The sequence below is a fragment of the Vibrio sp. 10N.286.46.A8 genome (assembly GCF_041470165.1).
GTDB lineage: Bacteria > Pseudomonadota > Gammaproteobacteria > Enterobacterales > Vibrionaceae > Vibrio > Vibrio tasmaniensis_A.
Genome location: NZ_JBFRLX010000274.1, coordinates 1 through 18,463, shown reverse-complemented (window position 1 = coordinate 18,463; position 18,463 = coordinate 1). Strand labels below are relative to the sequence as shown.

Annotated in this window: 15 protein-coding genes; all 15 read right to left on the bottom strand. The window is 41.7% G+C overall.

Annotated elements, in window-relative coordinates; translation table 11 throughout:
- Window positions 1-2: 2 nt before the first annotated feature.
- Genes tssK through AB4232_RS21150 form a run of 15 tightly spaced genes read right to left on the bottom strand, consistent with a single transcriptional unit; the run spans window position 3 to window position 18,404 of the window.
- Window positions 3-1,334 (bottom strand): type VI secretion system baseplate subunit TssK, encoded by a 1,332-nt coding sequence (gene tssK / locus AB4232_RS21220; protein ID WP_135381978.1) that lies wholly within the window; start codon window positions 1,332-1,334, stop codon window positions 3-5.
- Between the two features lie 50 nt (window positions 1,335-1,384).
- Entirely contained in the window at window positions 1,385-1,864 is a 480-nt protein-coding gene (gene tssJ / locus AB4232_RS21215; RefSeq protein WP_102257291.1) for a type VI secretion system lipoprotein TssJ, read from the bottom strand.
- Complete coding sequence (locus AB4232_RS21210) at window positions 1,861-2,811, bottom strand: FHA domain-containing protein (protein WP_372087948.1); 951 nt, start codon at window positions 2,809-2,811, stop codon at window positions 1,861-1,863. The genes tssJ and AB4232_RS21210 overlap by 4 nt, the downstream gene beginning before the upstream one ends.
- 3 nt (window positions 2,812-2,814) lie before the next feature.
- Window positions 2,815-3,543 carry an ABC transporter substrate-binding protein gene (locus AB4232_RS21205; protein ID WP_372087947.1) on the bottom strand — a complete coding sequence of 243 codons (729 nt, stop codon included), beginning with the start codon at window positions 3,541-3,543 and terminating at the stop codon, window positions 2,815-2,817.
- The gene (locus AB4232_RS21200; RefSeq protein ID WP_009846599.1) at window positions 3,530-4,528 is read right to left on the bottom strand and encodes an ABC transporter substrate-binding protein; all 999 of its coding nucleotides are present in this window, start codon (window positions 4,526-4,528) and stop codon (window positions 3,530-3,532) included. Before AB4232_RS21200 ends, AB4232_RS21205 begins: the two co-directional genes overlap by 14 nt.
- Window positions 4,525-7,140, bottom strand: coding sequence for an MFS transporter (locus tag AB4232_RS21195; protein ID WP_372087946.1), 2,616 nt, complete (start codon window positions 7,138-7,140; stop codon window positions 4,525-4,527). Before AB4232_RS21195 ends, AB4232_RS21200 begins: the two co-directional genes overlap by 4 nt.
- Window positions 7,141-7,150: 10 nt before the next feature.
- Window positions 7,151-9,763 (bottom strand): type VI secretion system ATPase TssH, encoded by a 2,613-nt coding sequence (gene tssH, locus AB4232_RS21190; RefSeq protein WP_372087945.1) that lies wholly within the window; start codon window positions 9,761-9,763, stop codon window positions 7,151-7,153.
- A gap of 46 nt (window positions 9,764-9,809) precedes the next feature.
- The gene (locus AB4232_RS21185; protein ID WP_102257285.1) at window positions 9,810-10,742 is read right to left on the bottom strand and encodes a type VI secretion system baseplate subunit TssG; all 933 of its coding nucleotides are present in this window, start codon (window positions 10,740-10,742) and stop codon (window positions 9,810-9,812) included.
- Window positions 10,743-10,788: 46 nt separating this feature from the next.
- The gene (gene tssF, locus AB4232_RS21180) at window positions 10,789-12,540 is read right to left on the bottom strand and encodes a type VI secretion system baseplate subunit TssF (protein ID WP_012603807.1); all 1,752 of its coding nucleotides are present in this window, start codon (window positions 12,538-12,540) and stop codon (window positions 10,789-10,791) included.
- On the bottom strand, window positions 12,533-12,955 hold the full coding sequence (gene tssE / locus AB4232_RS21175; protein WP_009846604.1) for a type VI secretion system baseplate subunit TssE: 423 nt from the start codon (window positions 12,953-12,955) through the stop codon (window positions 12,533-12,535). The genes tssF and tssE overlap by 8 nt, the downstream gene beginning before the upstream one ends.
- Window positions 12,952-14,349, bottom strand: a complete 1,398-nt coding sequence (locus AB4232_RS21170; RefSeq protein ID WP_009846605.1) for a type VI secretion system contractile sheath large subunit — start codon at window positions 14,347-14,349, stop codon at window positions 12,952-12,954. Before AB4232_RS21170 ends, tssE begins: the two co-directional genes overlap by 4 nt.
- A gap of 37 nt (window positions 14,350-14,386) precedes the next feature.
- Window positions 14,387-15,865 carry a type VI secretion system contractile sheath large subunit gene (gene tssC, locus AB4232_RS21165; protein ID WP_372087944.1) on the bottom strand — a complete coding sequence of 493 codons (1,479 nt, stop codon included), beginning with the start codon at window positions 15,863-15,865 and terminating at the stop codon, window positions 14,387-14,389.
- Window positions 15,865-16,368 carry a type VI secretion system contractile sheath small subunit gene (gene tssB, locus AB4232_RS21160; protein ID WP_009846607.1) on the bottom strand — a complete coding sequence of 168 codons (504 nt, stop codon included), beginning with the start codon at window positions 16,366-16,368 and terminating at the stop codon, window positions 15,865-15,867. The genes tssC and tssB overlap by 1 nt, the downstream gene beginning before the upstream one ends.
- A 19-nt stretch (window positions 16,369-16,387) precedes the next feature.
- On the bottom strand, window positions 16,388-16,909 hold the full coding sequence (locus AB4232_RS21155; RefSeq protein ID WP_009846608.1) for a type VI secretion system tube protein Hcp: 522 nt from the start codon (window positions 16,907-16,909) through the stop codon (window positions 16,388-16,390).
- A 34-nt stretch (window positions 16,910-16,943) separates the two neighbouring features.
- Window positions 16,944-18,404 (bottom strand): ImpA family type VI secretion system protein, encoded by a 1,461-nt coding sequence (locus AB4232_RS21150; RefSeq protein WP_372087943.1) that lies wholly within the window; start codon window positions 18,402-18,404, stop codon window positions 16,944-16,946.
- Between the last annotated feature and the right edge of the window lie 59 nt (window positions 18,405-18,463).

The window sequence follows — 18,463 nt, the reverse complement described above, 5'->3', positions numbered from 1 at the left end:
CATTATCTCAACGCATATAAAACGACTTCAAGGGTTGGTATACGAGCATCGACATGCAACGCGATGGCATCACGAGTGTCGAGCATATCCAACCAATTTCTATCTTTGGTATCGACTTCAAAATAAGCCACACCTTGCATTGGCTTGAGTTCACTTGGCGCAATTGGTAAGGGTTTCAAAGAGATACCCGACAGAGAGCTTCTTACTAATTCGACAATTTTATTATTACTGCTTAGCTTCGCGGAAATAGGAAATAGCTCATTGAGCTCTGTGCTACTGATATCAGATTTAACGCTTAGAACGAAACGTCGGTTATAGATGCTACTAGGATCTTTGATCAACGTACGCAGTAACCTACGCTTTTCAAACAGTGATATATCCCATTTGAATTCAATAACAGAGTCTTGTTGAACCAATGTTAGCAAGTTTCTAAGACTAGAAAACAGCGGATTAAAGTTATCGTATAATTTGTCATACTTTAAGGGCGGACATTCATCAGGAATAGCAGGTGTTAGTGCCATGACCTGAGCCTCAAACTGCTTCAATTTAGAATATAATTCGTGAGTCGGGTATTTGGTGTTGCTGATGGTTAATTCGAACCACGGTAACCATGAGCTCAGAGTTTGAAGCCATAAAAAGTCTTGCATCATAGATTGAGGACTTTTTTGATCTTGTCCTGCTTCAAGACGTTTCAGAAGGTTTTGAGCTCGGTTACTGACGAGTGCGTGAATCTCTTTAACTCGCTCGACAAGCAGAGTAGAAGCTCCGTAATGTAGACATGCGGGAATAAAAGATCTGTCATAGATCACTTCATCTGAATCACTGATTTCTAATATCTTAGCAACAGGAATCAGAGTAAAACCAGATGTGTCTTCACCGGCGAATTTTAGCCCAATATTTAGCTGTGCGACATCGACTTCAACGGTAGAGTTTTCTGATGTTGATGTGTCAAATACATTGATTGATTGGGTGATATAGCGACTTTGTTCCTGCCCATCTTCACAATAATCATTGTTACCTTGTAAAGAAATCGGTAATGCGAGGTAAACGATGGTTTCTATGGTGCCTTGAGGTATATCGACAACGATTTCTTGCTTAAGGTTGAACTGAGTTCCATCGGGAAATACACCGGAGCAGCTCGGTATAGACAGTTTACCAATCTTCAATAGATCGTGATTAAGTACTAATTCGGTGATGCCATAAAAAGGAGAGAAACCAGCTAATGTCTCTATATTCTGACGAATGTAGTTCTGCACATAGCGATCTTGTTGCTGAAAGTGCTGAGGTGCTATAAACATTCCTTCTTGCCACACTACTTTTTTGAAAGCGTCCACGTAATGTCCTTTTCTATTATTTTTATATATTGGCTTGTGCATTTAAAGATTTACCACCAGCTGGAGTCGGGCTGTATTGAGGCTAACTCCGCTTTCTTACCAGTAATCGTTAACTCTAAAGTTTGCTCAGGATCTGCTGGCATCATTAAAACAGTTTTCGCTGTACTGTTCTGGTAATCGGCGAATTCAATCAATGCGGCAATATATTGAGTGTTCTTGTTAATATCTAACGTCAGTTGTTGCTCTGAGTTGGGCAGCACAATAGGCAATACTTGTTTTGAAACTAAGTTTGCAGCCAACAACTGTAGGTCATTATTGTACAAATCAATAAAAGGCAATTGTTTAAACAGTTGCTGATCTGTGAGTTGGTAAAGCCTAACGACAACAGGGTTGGCTTGAGCATCATTGTATTGGTTGACCGTCGTATCCGCTTTAACTGTCAGTGAGTATTGGGTGACAACTGGGGCGGGGTCTGACGATGAGCACGCCGTTATCATTAAACAAAGAGACAATAGCATTAAACGTTTCATTCTTGCCTCTCACTTTGCTTTTGCATATTTTCCATAAATAATGCTTTGAACTGACGTCTGAAGTCCCCATTGTCTTGACGGTGTTGGAAGTGCTTTCGATAGATCTTCCAATATTTTTTATCCTTGTTGGAAAAAATGCCGTCACTCACGTATTCGCTAAACTGGTTTTCAAGTTGCTTTGGTGCAAATTCGTTTAGAAACTGGTCTACCGTTTGTTCCAATGCCTCAAAAAGAGCTTTTTGTTGTAGCTGTGGGTTCTGTAAGTATTGTTGGTTTTTTTCCGTCAGTGTGATGAGTTTGTCTATCGACTCTTCAATTCGTGTGTTGTTCTCGGCATTGACAGGAAAATATTCCAACTCAGCAGAGGGCAGGGAGCCTCCTCTGTTGTGAACGACTTCGTCTACTTCAATGTTGGGAACGACTTTATCGCTATCTAAATCTTCAAAGGGGTCTGACGAGAACGGGTCGTCACTCAGAACATTCGTTGAAGAAAAGTTTGAGGCTTTCTTAACTATCGTCACTTCAGGCGTAGTATCCAAAAAGTCTGTGTCATTGTCGTCAAGCTTTAAGTTGAAAGGTTCTATAAAAAGATCATCCTGATTGGTGTTATTCGTAGCATCCACTTTAGGTGCGCTTAACAGGCTAACTAACAGTGTGTAGTGACCTAATTTTATAATATCGCCATCGGAAAGTATGTATTCTTTCCCTCTTATCAATGATTTATCGTTTAACGTAGCACCATTGTTACTAACGTCTTTGATGGCGTACCCGCGTTCAGTGGGGTAGAGCTGGCAGTGAGTTCTTGAGACCCATTTGGTTTGGTCAGGTAGCGCAATATCACATGATGGCGAACGACCTAAGCTTCCGCCATTTTCAGGCAGGTAAACGACTCTAGAGGTAACGACCTCTTCAGCAGGTATAGAAATCATGTGGACACTGATAGACAATGGTTACTCCTTGCACTTGGATATAGCTGAGTTAAAACTATTTAAAAACCCGGAATAGGTTTTAAGGAATCGATTTGAAAAGTAGACCCCCATATTTTTGGTATCTAAGTTCATCGAGTTGAAGTAATCGAGTGGCAATGAAGCCTTCTCAAGTTCTCTTTCAAAGACTAAACCATCTTCTAGAACAACATCAATTTCCCTTTGCTTTAAAAGCTTTAGTAGTACTTTAGCATCTCGTGGCTGCATTACGACGTTAAATCCATTTCGTTTGAGCCAAAACCATTTACTAGAGCCAAATTTTGCAGAAAAATTCAGATTTAATTTTGATAGTTCATTAATATCAGGCTTTACGCCTGGGCCAAAATACCAATTTAAAGTCTGTTGCGCGATTGGTTCTGAGAGTGTTGCATACTCGTCACGTTCAGAGGTTTGGGTCGCAACGAAGAAACCGTGTTGTCCGCCTCCATGAACACGTAGTTGTGCGTCAGACCAAGTTGTCATGGTTAACTGATAAGGTTGGCCCATTACACCTAATGCACACTTAACTTTGTCTAAAGCAATTCCTTGCATCTCGGTATTTTCATAGGTTTGGTATGGAGGCCAATCTTGCGTCGTGAGCATTAATCGAGATGGTCCAATTTGAACTTTAGCAAAAGTATTCATTGACCAAAAGGTAGCAATGAGCAGAGTTGCCAATGGTAATTTACTTGCAGAGGCTCTAGTTAACATCATTAGAGTGTCCTATTAGCTCAGAGATTTTCAAGATAGATACTGGCGGGTAATAATCGAGCTTATGTGCAGCCTCGATATTAACAATATATGAATATTGGCTTAGTGATTCTATTGGAATGTCCGAAGCTTTTTGGGTTCCTTTTAATATGTTTTTCGCTTTGTATCCGGCGAATTGGCCAACATTGTAGTAACGGCTAACAATGCCAAATAGGGCTTTATGGCTTCTTATTGGGCTTTCGGTTGCTGAGAATGTGGGAATACCTTTTGAATGTAGCCTTGATACTACCTCGCCTCCTTGCGCAATGATGTATGAATCAGGCGGCAAATATGCCATATCAATGCCTTCTTGTTTCATATTATCAATTGTGAGGCTAATTAGGTTGCTGTTTGACCTGATTTTATCAATATTTAGTGGGTACAAGATAACACGCTTGTTATGAATTTCCGATAACTCAAGCATCTTATTTGCTGTGATAATCGAATTATTTTCTTCGGCGTTATATATCACCCCAATACTTGAAACGTTAGTCAGCTTTTCAATCGCTTTAAATTGTATTTCATGAGGTACGATATGGGATACCCCGGTAAAGTTTCTTTCTTTAGAAGATAAATCAGTTACCAATTTAGAACCCACAGGGTCGGTGACAATACTGAACACCACGGGTGTAGAGTTAGTCTTTCTAAATTCGCTTGGTTCATTATAAGTACCTAGTAACTCAAGGGTGATAGTGGTACCGAATGAATAAATAAGATCAGCTTTCTTATATTTTAAATCTCTAATATTTTGTTTAAGTTGAGCCTTATCGCTGCTTGCATCGAGAACCGTGAATCGCACATCAACGTGTTGTGATAAATAGTCCATAAAACCTTGCTCTGCATCAGTTACTCCACGCCACAATAAAAGGACAACGTGTTTTTCATCACTTTTGGCAAAGGTGAAGGGAGTCATTAAAATAAAGGTGATAACGAAAACTAAAAATCTCATGATTGAACCCCTAATTTCTGTTTATCGGATTCTAGAAATAATGAAAAGAACAGAATTAGACTGAATGAACTAACGAGTAATGAAACCCCAAATATAAGGATGGTATTATCGTAACCAAAAATGCTCAAACATACGCCTGCTAGCATAGGCCCTGCAATATTACCGATGCGCTCGGTGAGCCTGAAGATACCGATAATTTTCCCTTTTTCAATTCCTTGGCCGGAGAGTAGTTCGATGACCAGTGGTATTTGAGGCGAAACACAAATGCCATGCGCAATGCCGATAATGATGACGATCAGTAACACTCCCAATGTACCTTGGAAGAAGTAGAAGTTGAGTAATGCAAGAGAAGAAAGTAGCCCACCGATAAAAATGAAAGCCATTTTGTTTTTGAGTTTGTCGACTAGAATTGCGCTCAACGGTGAAATGACGATGATTGCAAGACCGTAAGCCATAATTACTCGGCCAGAAACAGAGCTACTTTCGCCCAAGAATTGTAGATAAACCGGGCAAATATAGTAAAGGAAACCAGTAAGTACGATCTTCGCTGGTATCGCACTGAATATCGTGATTAATGCAAAATATTTGTTACTTAACAGTTGTTTGAAATCTTTTAAATTGAGAGGTTTACTTGAGTTAGTTGTGCTCGATTTCTCAAAAAACACATAGACAAGTAAGACACTGAGCGTTGCGATCAATCCAGCGAGCATAAACGTCTCTGAGTATCCAAGCTTCTCCGCAAGGATCCCACCAATCGCGGCTCCACATAGAGAGCCAGAGAAAAATGATGACAAGAAAGTCGCCATTCCTTTAGTACGATTAGAATCGTTGGTGGTATCTGACACATAACCCTGTGCGGAAATAAAAACGATACCATAACCAACCGCCGTGAATGCACGCGCTACTAATAAGAATTCGAGGGATTGAACGAAAGCAGTAGCGATTAACCCTATGCTCGTGATCAGCCCTCCTGTCATCAACGAATGTCTTCTGCCTACTTTGTCTGACCAGTATCCCGCAAATGGTAGTGAGATCGCCCAACACAACATGAACAGTGAAATTGGTAGACTAGTCACTAGGTTGTCAGGAATCCAACCCGTTATGTTGTCCAGTGAAGACACGAACCTAGGAAAAAAGGCTAGTGAAGACGCTTCCGAGAGGACCAATAAAAATAGTGGTAAGCGAATGAATCGAAAGTCTTGTTTATCAATATCTTGTGAAGGCTGAGCTGGCTTTAGCTTAATAATTGCTTGGTTAGCTAGATGAAGCAATTTGCCAAACTCGTCGCGAGAAGAAGTTTTTGCCAAGTGATTGACGATATCTCGGTTCACAAGCATGAATACTTTCTTTAATTGGTTCCAAGGTGAAATAATCATGAAGTTACACATGAATAGAATTATTTCGGCGACGACAAGGCAAGATGCGACCAAAACGGTGATCATATCCATGACGCTTTCTTTCAGCATATTCATGATCAAGTTGTTGTCGGTAGTCACCTTCAGCTGCATTGTGTGACTTTGGCTATTACTGTTATTGTGGTTGTCTATATTGTTGTGGTCGTTGCTATTAAATGGTGTAAACGTTGATATACGTATAGACGCGTGTTTCACATTCCCCTCAGGATAGTGATAAGAGCTACCAGACTCCCCGTTAAAAGTAATAGATAGAATCTCACTGTGGTTATCAACGAAGAAAGCAAATTCGTCTTCTAAGCCATGCAGTCTGTTGTCAGGAACGCCTTTATTGAGTAACCCTTTAATCATCTGATTTAGTGAGTCACCAATCAGGGTTGATTTCTGCTCGAGTTTAACTTCATAAATCTGCGAAAACTTGTCCAGAGATTGATAAGAAACACCTAAATTAGCAATAATCGTTAACAGGATAGCAAGAGAAATGATAAACACGGGAAAGTGTTTTGTTTTCAATTTCTCGAACTTGGACATTGAATAGGGAGATTGCAGTGCCTTATGTGCTTGAGCTAACGTAGGAAGTAAATCGCTAGCTCCATCAGAAGTTTCGATTATCGCAGTTGCACCTTTAACACGGTCTACAATCCCTTCTAATAGATATTTCAATGCTATAAAGGCAAATGCGCAAGACAGCACTATCCATATGACTGAATACAAGAATTGATCCTTTAGCAAGGACGCTTTTTGTTGGTCTAATAGTGACGTAGAGTAGTAGAGCTTTATTTGGCCTTCAACTAAACCGAAAGAATTGGTTATATCAAGTGATAGCTGACGATCGTTTGCTTGGTTGTGTACACCTGTGCCAAATAGTTGTTCGCCAGAGGTAGACACCACCATTAATGCAGTAATGCCATCAACAAACTTTAGCCTACGATCTAGGATACCTTGTATGTTCGATATAGCTGAAAGAGGCAGGCCTAAACTGATTGCTTGATTGATATCATTATGTGTTTCTTCTAAAACGATTCGATAGGTAGAATCGGAGGTTTCCGTTAGCCTTTTCTCGAAATTGAAATAGTTCAGTGTTGCATTTAACGTGATGGAAAACAGCAAAACCGCCATGATGGCAAACATCAATTTGACCCTAAGTGACAGGCTAAATGATGTCGGATTGGTGGAGGTTTGGCTGGTCTTGCTGTTCATTGGTTAAGGCCTACTTAATAGATAAATCGAAGTCAGCACTGTTGTTCGTTGCACTAACTGTTACTTGAGTAATGGGTTCGCTGCGGCTTAATCGGCCGATACATTCTTCGGCTAATCTTGGCATCAGTGAACGGTTAATAATTTGTTCTACAGCGCGGCCGCCAGTGGTTGGATCGGTATTACGGTCGACCACGAACTGAATGAAATTCGCGTCCCAAGTGAATGAAGCCTTATATTGCTCTGCAAGTTTTTTCTTGATTCGATTTAGCGATATTTCTGTGATTTTCGCTAATTCTTCATCGTTAAGTGGGTAGTAGGGAACAATGGTAGTTCGGCCTAAAAATGCAGGTTTAAAGTATTGTTGCAGATCCGGACGTATTGATTCGAGTAGCTTGTCATTATCGATGCGATCGGTAGTCTGAGCACACACATCACAGATAGCTTGGTCGGCAGCGTTCGATGTCATAATAATGATGGTGTTCTTGAAATCGACGGTTCGACCTTCGCTGTCTTTGATATGACCTTTATCGAAGATTTGATAAAACAGATCATGTACACCAGGGTGAGCCTTCTCCATCTCATCCAATAGCAATACAGAATAAGGGTTGCGTCGAATCGCTTCCGTCAATACACCACCTTCGCCAAAGCCCACGTAACCTGCTGGTGAGCCGAGTAGCATGGAAATTTTATGCTCCTCTTTAAACTCGGTCATGTTAATAACGGTAAGATCGTTGCTTCCTCCGTAAAGTTGCTCCGCAAGTGCCATGGCAGTTTCAGTTTTACCGACACCACTTGGACCACACATTAGGAACACACCAATCGGTTTTCGATTATCCGTTAAACCCGCTCGGGAAATACGAATTGCTTTTGCTAGTTCGTTCTTTGCGACATCTTGTCCTATTACTCGAGTATTAAGTTCATCTTCCAAGGTCAGCAGCTTAGCGATTTCATCGCTCATCATGTTACCAACCGGGATACCAGTCCAATTCGCAATCACCTGAGCAATAGTGTTATCGTCGACCATGGCATAGACGAGGGGCTCCTCACCTTGTACGTTTGCTAACTCGATACGCAGGCCGTCGAGTTGTTGCTGCTTGTTGGAGTCAACCGCATTTAGCTCTTGTGCTTCAGTTATCTCTTGCTGAATCACTTTAATTTGGTCTACTAATTCAATCTCTTTTTCCCAACGCGTGTAATACGCAGCCAACGTTTGTTGATTGTCTTCTATCGATAGTGTGAGCTCTTTAATCAACTCAGCGCTGTTGGAGAACAGTGCCTCTTCTTTTTCTAATGCTGATTTTTCGTTTTCTTGATAACGAATCGTCTGCTCTAGTGTTTCCAATACTTCTGGCTTCGCGCCTTGTGTCAGTGCGATTCGTGCGCTGGCAGTATCAAGTAGGCTAATGGCTTTGTCTGGTAGTTGGCGACTTGGAAGGTAACGGATCGATAAGTTGACCGCTGCTTCAATCGCGGATTCAGCAATAAAAGCGCCATGGTGAGCTTGCAATGAAGCAGCCACACCACGAAGCATTTGCATCGCATCTTCTGCGTTAGGCTCTTCAATGGTTACAACTTGGAATCGGCGTGTTAGAGCCGGATCTTTTTCGAAGTACTTTTTGTATTCCGCCCATGTTGTCGCAGCGATGGTTTTGAACTCACCACGCGCCAAGGCTGGTTTTAGAAGGTTTGCCGCGTCGTTTTGTCCAGCAGCGCCGCCTGCACCAATAAGGGTGTGAGCTTCATCGATAAATACAATGATGGGTACTTCTGAGCTTTTTACTTCATTGATGACGTCTTTTAAGCGGTTTTCAAACTCACCTTTAACGCTCGCGCCGGCTTGCAGCAAGCCAAGGTCTAAAGAGTGGATCTGTACGCCTTGTAGAGCACTAGGGACTTCATCAGCTGCAATTCTTAACGCTAATCCTTCAACAACAGCGGTTTTACCTACGCCTGGTTCACCGACCATAATCGGGTTGTTTTGGCGCTTACGACACAAGATGTCAATCGCTTTTCTTACTTCTGCATTACGGCCTGAAATTGGGTCGATGTTGCCATCAATAGCCTGCTGAGTAAGGTTTACCGTGTATTTGCTTAGAGCGTCGTTACCCGCGGGGGTACTATCGACAGCGCCATTAGCTGAAGGTGCTGAAGAGTTACGTGCAATAGGAGTTTTCTTGATAAGACCTTGCAGAGACTCAAGTGAAACATTGCTTAATGATTCAAGTTGTAAGGTCGTCACACCTAATACATTTTGCTGCATTAGAGCTTGAATAAGGTGTAGGCTGACGATCTCTCCATGCCCGTAGTTTACTGATGCAATCATCCAAGCGTCTTTGATTAATTCCGTTAAGCCGTGGCTTAACGTCGGTTGACCTTCATTACCTTTTGGGAGCATAGAGATTTTCTTTGTCAATTCACTGACTAAGGCATCTATTGAAAGTTTCTGAGATTCACACAATGTCATGAGCATTGGGTCTTTCTGGGAGATAAGTTGAAGAATCCAGTGTTCAACCTCTATAGCTCCAACACCTTGGTTCATTGCTGAACCAGCAGATGCTTCGAGCGCCTGCTTTAGGGCAGGTGCTAGCTTGCCGACTAAGTTAGTGAGCGTTACTTGTGTCATTGTTTATTCCTTATATTTCTATAATCTACACGAACCATATTGCGAACTATAAAAGCAAAATGTTTACACTTTTATCAGGACTGTGCTGAGGGGCAAGATAATCAATCTCTCCTAGGCGAGCTGCAATAGAAACGTTGCTTGATAAACGGGGTTTGGTTAAATATGAACGCTTAACGTTCAGATAAATGGCAACAGGCGTGTTGTCTTTTAAGTAATGCTGAGTCAAAGACCACATGGATTTCGCTAATTGGTCATCTTGCTGAATTTCTAGGAATTCACTTCTGCTTTTTGGAGTAACAAAAATACTCAAGTTGTTGAAATTAACGAGGCAGGTTCTTCCTACTAAGAAACCTTGTCCTAAACGGCTATTGAAATCCCGATTTTTACCTAGTCGTGTCAATGAATCTGTAGGCAATAGGCGACGTTCAAATGCCTTACATTCGACATCGATTGAGTAAGGAAAAAAATCATTGAGTATCTTTTTTAGCGTTGTAAGGCTACGGCTTTGTTGGCTAAGTAATAGTGAGTATTGCAGGTATTCTTTGTGTTCTTTCCCAAGTGCTGAAAAATGATTCAATAACGCCGCTTTTTTGGAATTCTGCTCGTTTTCAACGAGTAACCAACGTTGCACATTAGTTCGATAGGTGATTTCAAAGTGGCGTTGATTAAACACATCCAGAAAGTCTTGAAGTGAATGATCGTCGTTGTGTATCGCGCTTAACAACTCTTCATAAATATAATTGGGAATTACCCCTTTTACACCAGAAAGCGCTTCTTTTGCCAATCTCAGCTTTGCCTTGTTTCCCTTTAGCGAAAAGTACTGAATTTCTTGAGGGTTCCCAGTTGGCATTGCCTCAGACTTCAATTGGATCTGTACCTGAGTAGAGCTGTGAGACTGGAGTCGTTCCAATAGTCTCATTGCTTGCGAGAAGTCGTACTTTTCGGGTTGAGTCGTTAGATCTTCGATGAAATGCTTCATATCGGCTTCCTATAGCGATCGATCCAATTGTGCTTATTTTTTGGAGTTACAGGCACAATTGACTACCGTGAATCTTAGGGTATGTTTTTATGAAACCATCTCGCCCATAGAGACGAATCTTAAGTTGAATGTATCTATCAAAACTGCAAAACTGCTGGAAGAAGCGATTCAACACATCGGCAAATGCTAGGTAAGGTGAGGTGGCATCAAGCGTAAGTTCAATCTCGGTTCCGGGCGAGAACACGTTCTTACCCAACACACGAATTGCAGAAACTTGCGAATTGAATGTAATTGAGTGAATCATCTGAATTTCTGTGCTTGATACCTGGTCGCGACTGCACAAACTCAACATATGTTTGAGTTCAGCTACCGGGTTGCTAGATTGCACCAATGATGTGAAGTTGGTGTTCAATAAGCTAATAAATTCCCAGTGGATGTTTTGGTCGATTTCTTTTTTAATCGGCGCAGAGGGCGGGTAAATAGGTGAGAAATCACCGGGTAAATCAATACTCTCTAAGCATTCCAAAGTGCCGATTACACCACAAGCTTGCTTCCCATTAGTACACAGTAACTTGGTACCAAGTAGCTTGCTAAATTCTGTATTTGTTGTGTCGGATAACGAAATCGCTATGCTTACTTCACCAAAGTGATCGTGTTTACTTTGCCAGTAGTCGTAACTTTGGTTATGTGAATACTTTTCTTTAAAAAGTGGAATTAAAGGGACCTCTCCGTTCGGAGTGATTTCATAGACGTTTTGAATTTCAATAATTTCTATATTGTTGTCACTATGAGCGTCGGCATTAACTGGAACGGATAGAGTCCGGTGGTCATATGGGATCGGTTCGCCAGTTTGCTCAAATAAATTAATCGCAGGCACGACATTGAGCTTGAATACGTCTTTATTAAATAGACGAATGAACTCCGATGGCAATGATGACATAAACAAATTAATCACGATTTCAGACTCGTCAAATTTGTTCGCGTGTTCAGCAAAGTTTTTTAGTCTAAAGAACTGTCGCTTCTCTTTGAAAAAGAAGAATTCATTGATCAGTTGATAACCGGTGAATTGATTTCCGTGTTCAGGCAAGAACTTAAACTCGAGATCACTAATTCGATTTTTTAGTTGAAGGTTATCAACGGTCGAGTGTTGGGCACACTCGGAATCGGAAATGGAAATCGACAAGGTATTGTTGAGAAGCAAATCGACGAGAGAGTCAGCATTATTTTCGAAGCCTTTGACGAAGAAATCGAGATCACCTAATTCTAAATGGCTGAAATAAACATCCGGATCACCAGTACTCAGAGATATCTGAACAACCGCGGAGCTTTGGTTAGCTGTTGAAGGTCTGTTGAAACTAAACGGCGCACTCAATGCTCTGGCATTGCTTAAATTAAATGGTGCTATATTGAGTTCGTCAACGGTCTTAAATAGGCACTCGTTTTTCGTGTTTGTACTTGAAAAAAGTGAGCCTTTAGGCAAGCTGCTTGATTCAATAGGACCGTCTTCAGTATGAAGTTCAAGATAAGCAACACTAGGAACAGTTTGAATATAAGAAGGGTAGAGAACACTCAAAATACCTTCGATAACTTCAGGCAACTGTTCAGATAGTTTCTTTTCGACCTTTGCGTTCAATAGTGCTACACCGTCGAGTAAGCGAGCCATGCTAGGGTCTTCGATCTTACCTTGATGGATATTGAGGTTTTCGGCATGAGTAGGGTATTCCTGACCGAACTGACCTAACGAACGGCGCACAAAGGCCAGTTCTTGCTCGAAGTAACGCATAATGGGTTCAGTCATAGCTATCTTCTTCTATAGATGTAGTTAAATCGCTTAGTGCGATTCTTGAATCAAAGATTAGGTCTCGTTCACCATTATTGGTCTTCACTTTAGCTATGATGTTGAACGATAGTGAATTGTCACCTTCTTTACGCTGCTCGAGCTCAACAGATATGTCGTGTAATCGTGGCTCGAAGCTTTTTATCCAAGCCTCGATACGTAAAGTGATCTGAGTGTTTTCTAAAGTTGCACTGAGCAAATGAACATCTTCGATACCAAATTTAAAGTTCGAGCGGTTTACTTCAACGAGCCTATTATCAATTTCTGTTAATGAAGCCTCTGCCTCTAAGAGCTTGGTTAGGTGGAACTTAATATCTTCAATCTCGGCGTCCTGATAGGGCTTTGCATCGCTGATAAAGGTTTTCCAAAAACTCATGATGCTACCTCGTTTAGATCGGTAGTCAGCACAACCTCGCCACTAAAGTAATCAAATTGGTATTGAGGAACGATACGCAGAGTGCAGGCAAAACTGCCAGCTTGAGAATGAGATTCCCTGACACTAACTTTGGCAAAGCTCAATGGATATTTGGACAAGGTTTCTTCATTTGCAAATGAGACATTGCTGGAAAATTTTTCGATCCAGTTTGTTAAAAATAGCTCACATTCGTTGGCACTGTTGAAACTGCCGACCATCTCACGCACTTGCACTTTTAGATAATGGGCAATTCTGCAAGACATTAGCGTAGTCTGAATCTGAGTTAACACTTTGTCATTATCGTTCTGTCCACACTGCCAAATAGAGTTATTGCCATTGAAGTAAAACTTATCGGTTAAAGGGCTTTTGGTTAATGGAATAAAGCCACTTTGCGCGTAAAAATTAGACAGTTGCCCGAATAAGCTAACATCCGCTACTGGCTTTTGCAGGTGGCTGTCAAAATAGTGGCTCGCAGGGAGGTTAATAACAGAGCCTTGCAGCTTGTCATTCCAGCGAGACTTCAGAAAACCGAACCAGTTCACACGATGAAATTCCCGCATGATTGTAGTAGCTAGTACCATATTGGCTAAGCCCCATGAGCCTTTGCCTTGTTCATTATAAACAAAGCCGACTCGTCGATTTTTGTATGCATCACGAAGACGAACCTGAGGTAGCGCCATGCCAATAAAGCGTGAACTTGGTTTACTGCGTAGGTCTTGCCATGCTTTGAAATCAGGACCGGATAGAATTTTATTGATTCGCGTTATATCAGAGAGCCAGTCTGCACCATTTTCACCAAAAAACGTTGGTACTGGAGAGAAAAGCATCGGGCAAAGCGTCGCTTCTCCTAATTTACCTAACAGTTCTACGGTAAATAGGTCGTCATAATTGGCATCAAAATCGATGTCCATCGAGATAGGGTGGCTAAATGTGATGCATCCAAAGGGGTGACCCCCTAAAGTATTTAGCTCGCTATTACCTATCTTGTTATACAAATCGCTGGATTTTGTTGAGTACGCTTGATTGACATCGCTGGATATCTCAGTCCAATTCATATCGAGTAATTTTACATGAGCTCTTTGGTAGCTTATGGGCAAAGATACAAGTTGCTGAAGACTTAACCAGTTGCGTTCTAACTTTTGAAAATCAGGCTCATGAATTATTGCATCGAGCTGTAAACTGAGTGCAGTATCAATCTTCGATATTAGTGTGGATATCAATGAAATCAATGAGGATTTAGAGCGTAAAGAGTGTTGGTCTAGCTCAGATAATAGAGATAAAGCCTCTTTTATAAAGGTATTATCTGTATTATCTAGTTGGTTAAATTTGTTTTGCCATTCCGTATCTAACTTCATAAAAAATTTTGGCCGGATTACTCCGGCCAAATCCCTATTAACCAGGAATCTTAGCAACCATTCGAACTGAGGTTGTCAGCTCTTCAAGTTGTAACCAAGGTCTTAGGTGAGCCACAGCTGAGTAGGCACCTGGCTTACCAGGTTGCTCAACCACTTCGATGCGAGATTCACAAAGAGGGGTTTTTGCGCGTTGCTCATTACCAATAGCACCGGCGTTGGTGTATTGGTCGATCCATAGTTGTAGCTCTCGTTTGATATCAGGAGCTTCAAGGTTTGAACCTAGCTTGTCTCGACCCATTACTTTCAGGTAGTGGGCGATACGGCTACTTGCCATAATGTAAGGTAGGCGAGCAGAGATAGCAGCATTCGCTGTTGCGTCTGGGTCTGTAAATGTTTTAGGTTTCTGAGTTGTTTGGCCACCGATGAACACAGCGTAGTTAGAACTTTTATAATGAACCAAAGGAAGGAAACCAAGGTCTGAAAGCTCTTTCTCGCGCTCGTCAGTTAGATTCACTTCTGTTGGACACTGCTGAAGTAGATCGCCAGCTTCAGACTTGTAGGTTAAGTTAGGTAGGTTTTCTACTTTACCACCGTTATCAAGTCCACGGATAGATGTACACCAACCCGAAGCAGTATATGCTTGAGTCATTTTAAGACCCAGTTCATATGCAGCATTCGACCAAACTAATTGGTCATTGCTGGTTGGCTTTGGACTGCCATCCATATCGGTTGCAAGCTCTTCGTATGCGAATACATCAGTACTTAGACCTTTATCACCATACGGTAGACGAGCAAGAGTGCGAGGCAGCGTTAGTGTTACGTAACGTGCATCGTCACTTTCACGGAATGAATTCCATGCTGCGTATGCAGGAGAGTCGAAGCCTGCTGCTACAGGTTTGCCTTCAGAGAAAGTTTGGAAGCTGTTGAACTCGAACATTTCAGCATTTGCAGCGGCAATGAACGGTGCATGACATGCTGCAGCAACTTCACCCATGTAGCGAAGTAGAGCAACGTCTTCATCTTTTGCGCTAAACTCGTAATCACCAATGAAAGTACCGTAAGGCTGACCACCAGCAGTACCAAACTCACTTTGATAAACCGCATTGAATAATGGGCTTCGGTCAATTGCTGGTGCGTCTTCAAATTGGTCAAGCAGCTCTTCTTGTGTGAAATCAACCATTTTAATCTTTAGATCACGACCAAGTTCACTCTCTTTAACAAGCTTTTGTAGACCACGCCAAGAGCCTTCAAGTTTCTGCAAGTCTTTCTGCTGCATGACTTCAGATAACTGTTGAGATAGTTTCTTATCTATCTCAGAGATTGCATTCTCAATCGTCTTAGTAACGTTTTTATCCCACGTTACTGTTCCAGAAAGTGCTTGCTCTGTAAGTACAGAAAACAGTTCTTTCGTTGTATCTGCCGGAGTTTGAGTGGTTGCTTCAATCGCTCGGTCTAGAAAGCTGAGTGAGCCTTCTGTCGCTTCTGCTTGCGCTTGATTCTCTGTTTCAGTACTCATTACTCAGCTCCTTCTTCTTTTATACCTAGCTCATCAGAAAGCGCATTAATCGTGTCTGCACTTTGTAGAACTTCTTTAAGCAGTTTTTCTAGGTCGCGAGAACGATCGGCTTTAGAAAGAAGCACTTTCAGTTGGTTACGGGTTTCAACTAGTTTTTTTAGCGGTTCAACTTGCTCGATAATTGCTTCAGGTTCGAAATCTTTCATCGAGTCAAATTTAAGGCTTGCTTCAAACTGGCTGTCATCACCTGCAAGTACGTTGTCTACTTTTAGGGATAACTCAGGGCCAACGCGCTTCATTACAGTATCGAAGTTGTCTTTATCAACGTTGTAGAAAGTACGGTCTTCTACTTCTTCTTTGTCTTGCTTATGGCCTGAGTAGTCACCAATAACCCCAACAACAAAAGGGAGCTCTTTGGTTTCTACAGCGCCATTAGTCTCAACGTCATAGGTAATACTTACGCGGTTCTTACTTACGCGTTTATGTTGGGAATTTAGTGCCACGTTAACTCTCCTTGATTAATTACTTAGCAGTTGAAGTGACTTTAGCTGTAGTCGCGTCGAAGCCAACTTCAGGGCCTTTCTCGATCTTACCGCCGTCAGCTTCAATGTAGTAAGCCTTAGAAATTTGAGTGTAGGTTAGGCTGAAAGATTCGCTAGGAAGTGAACCGTCTGTACCTGACATATTGTAGCTAGACATACGAGCCATTTTCATCGTTAGAATTAGGTATGGATCTGCACCAGAACCTTCACGGTTTGGTTTTGTCATAACGATTTCAACAGTGCGACCTTCTGGACCCGGAGCGTACAAGAAAGTAGTTAGATGTGGCGACGCACCATCACAGCCACGAGAAATGTTAACTTCGCCAAGAGCAACCATGCCTTGGTCAGCATTGTTTGCGTTACCTACATCGATGCCAACACCACGGACAGCGCTCCAAGAAATACTATCGAGTGCGAAGAAACCATCTTTGCCCCCGATTTTTTCTACCGTTGCTGCACCTTTTGGTGTCGTACCTTCAATTCTCATAAAAATAGAAGCCATAGTGTTTCTCCTTGCTTAATGCAATTAATGGGCTTTACCACTCAAAATCTTGCATGCTGCTTGATGATGAGTTGGAAGTAGATTCAGATGCTTGGTTGGTATCTGCTGTGCTATTTGGACTAATAGGAATTGGCGTTACTTTAGTTGGTTCCTCAATAGTCGGTTTCGACACCGGAGCGAACTCTGGTGCTGAAGTTATTACTGGGACGGGCTTGCCTGACAAGTCCAACTTGTCTAGATTATCCATCCCGGTCATTTGATTAATTTGAGCGATCACACTTTGCTCATTACCTATCATTTCTTGGAGTAGTTCTGGGAAACTCATGTAACCCCAACGAATTGAACGCTCCAATAAAAAGGCGATTGGGCTATGAGGTTCAGTCTCTTTAAAATACTCAGCAATTTTTCTAATTTCCTGAAACGCATGATCACGATTAACAATACCGTTAATACTCGACACGTTTTGAACAATCGTCTGAGTTTGGGTTTGAGAGGGGTGGCCATTTGATGATTGAACCTGACCGTTATCTACCACGCTCCCGTTACCTTGATTCACTGGCTCTGAATTATGGCCTGTTCCTGTTGCTGAAATAGATTCATTTTTGACGGCAACCGTCTGTTCCGATGCCGAAGGTATTGAATCGCTTTGTTCGCGCGTTTCGGTTGAGCTTTGGATGACGTGGAAGTTGTCGTCCAAAGGCCAAGGAGCGAATTTTTCTCCTACTAGGAAATGAATCGCTTTAATCAGGTCACGTACGTTGGTTTTGATAAAGTTGAAACTGATCACCGAGGCGCTAACAGCTCGGCACTTTTCAGCCAGGTTTTTCTCTGCCATTTCCAGATCACTATAGATACTGGCCAAATGGAAGAGTGTTTCTGCAACGCTTTGATCAAACGCGTTCAAGGCTGATTCTTTCAGTTCAGCGATGTTACCTTTTCGTTCGGCTGTGAGGTAATCCCCAAAAGTTACACCTGAACAAAAATCAAGCATTTGAAAAGGTATGTAAAGAGAACTGGAGTCCAGTGATTCACCAACTAGCTGAAGTAGAGATTTAGCTCTGAACTCAGTGATTTCCTTTGCTTTTCCTGCATCATCAGAAGCTTTTAATTTAGCGTCTGGTAGCATTGGATTTAGCGTATCCCAAAATTGGTTGATGAAAAGGTTTAAAGCTGGGATAGCTGTAGCAAGGTTATGAAATGGCTGTGAAGTAAAAAGCTGGCTAGTAATGTACCAACCTAATATTTCTAAATCTTTAGACTGGGAGGTGAGTGTCTCTTCAGAAATTTTTCTTAACTCAGCCCAGTTTTCAGTATTTGCATCCACAATTGCTGGGTCAGAAGATGCATCAGGTGTTTCAACTAACTGACGAAATGAAGATTGAGCGCTATTGTAAACGTTTCTTAAACTGCGGTATGCGGTTCTATCCAATTTCAGGTAAGAGCCGGAGGGGTCATTATCCGAGATTGGAGTCAGTAAATGAGCAATTTCTGTCATACACGTCCTGTTAAAGTTATTTGATATCTCGATCACATAAAGTGTTATTTCTAATAGCT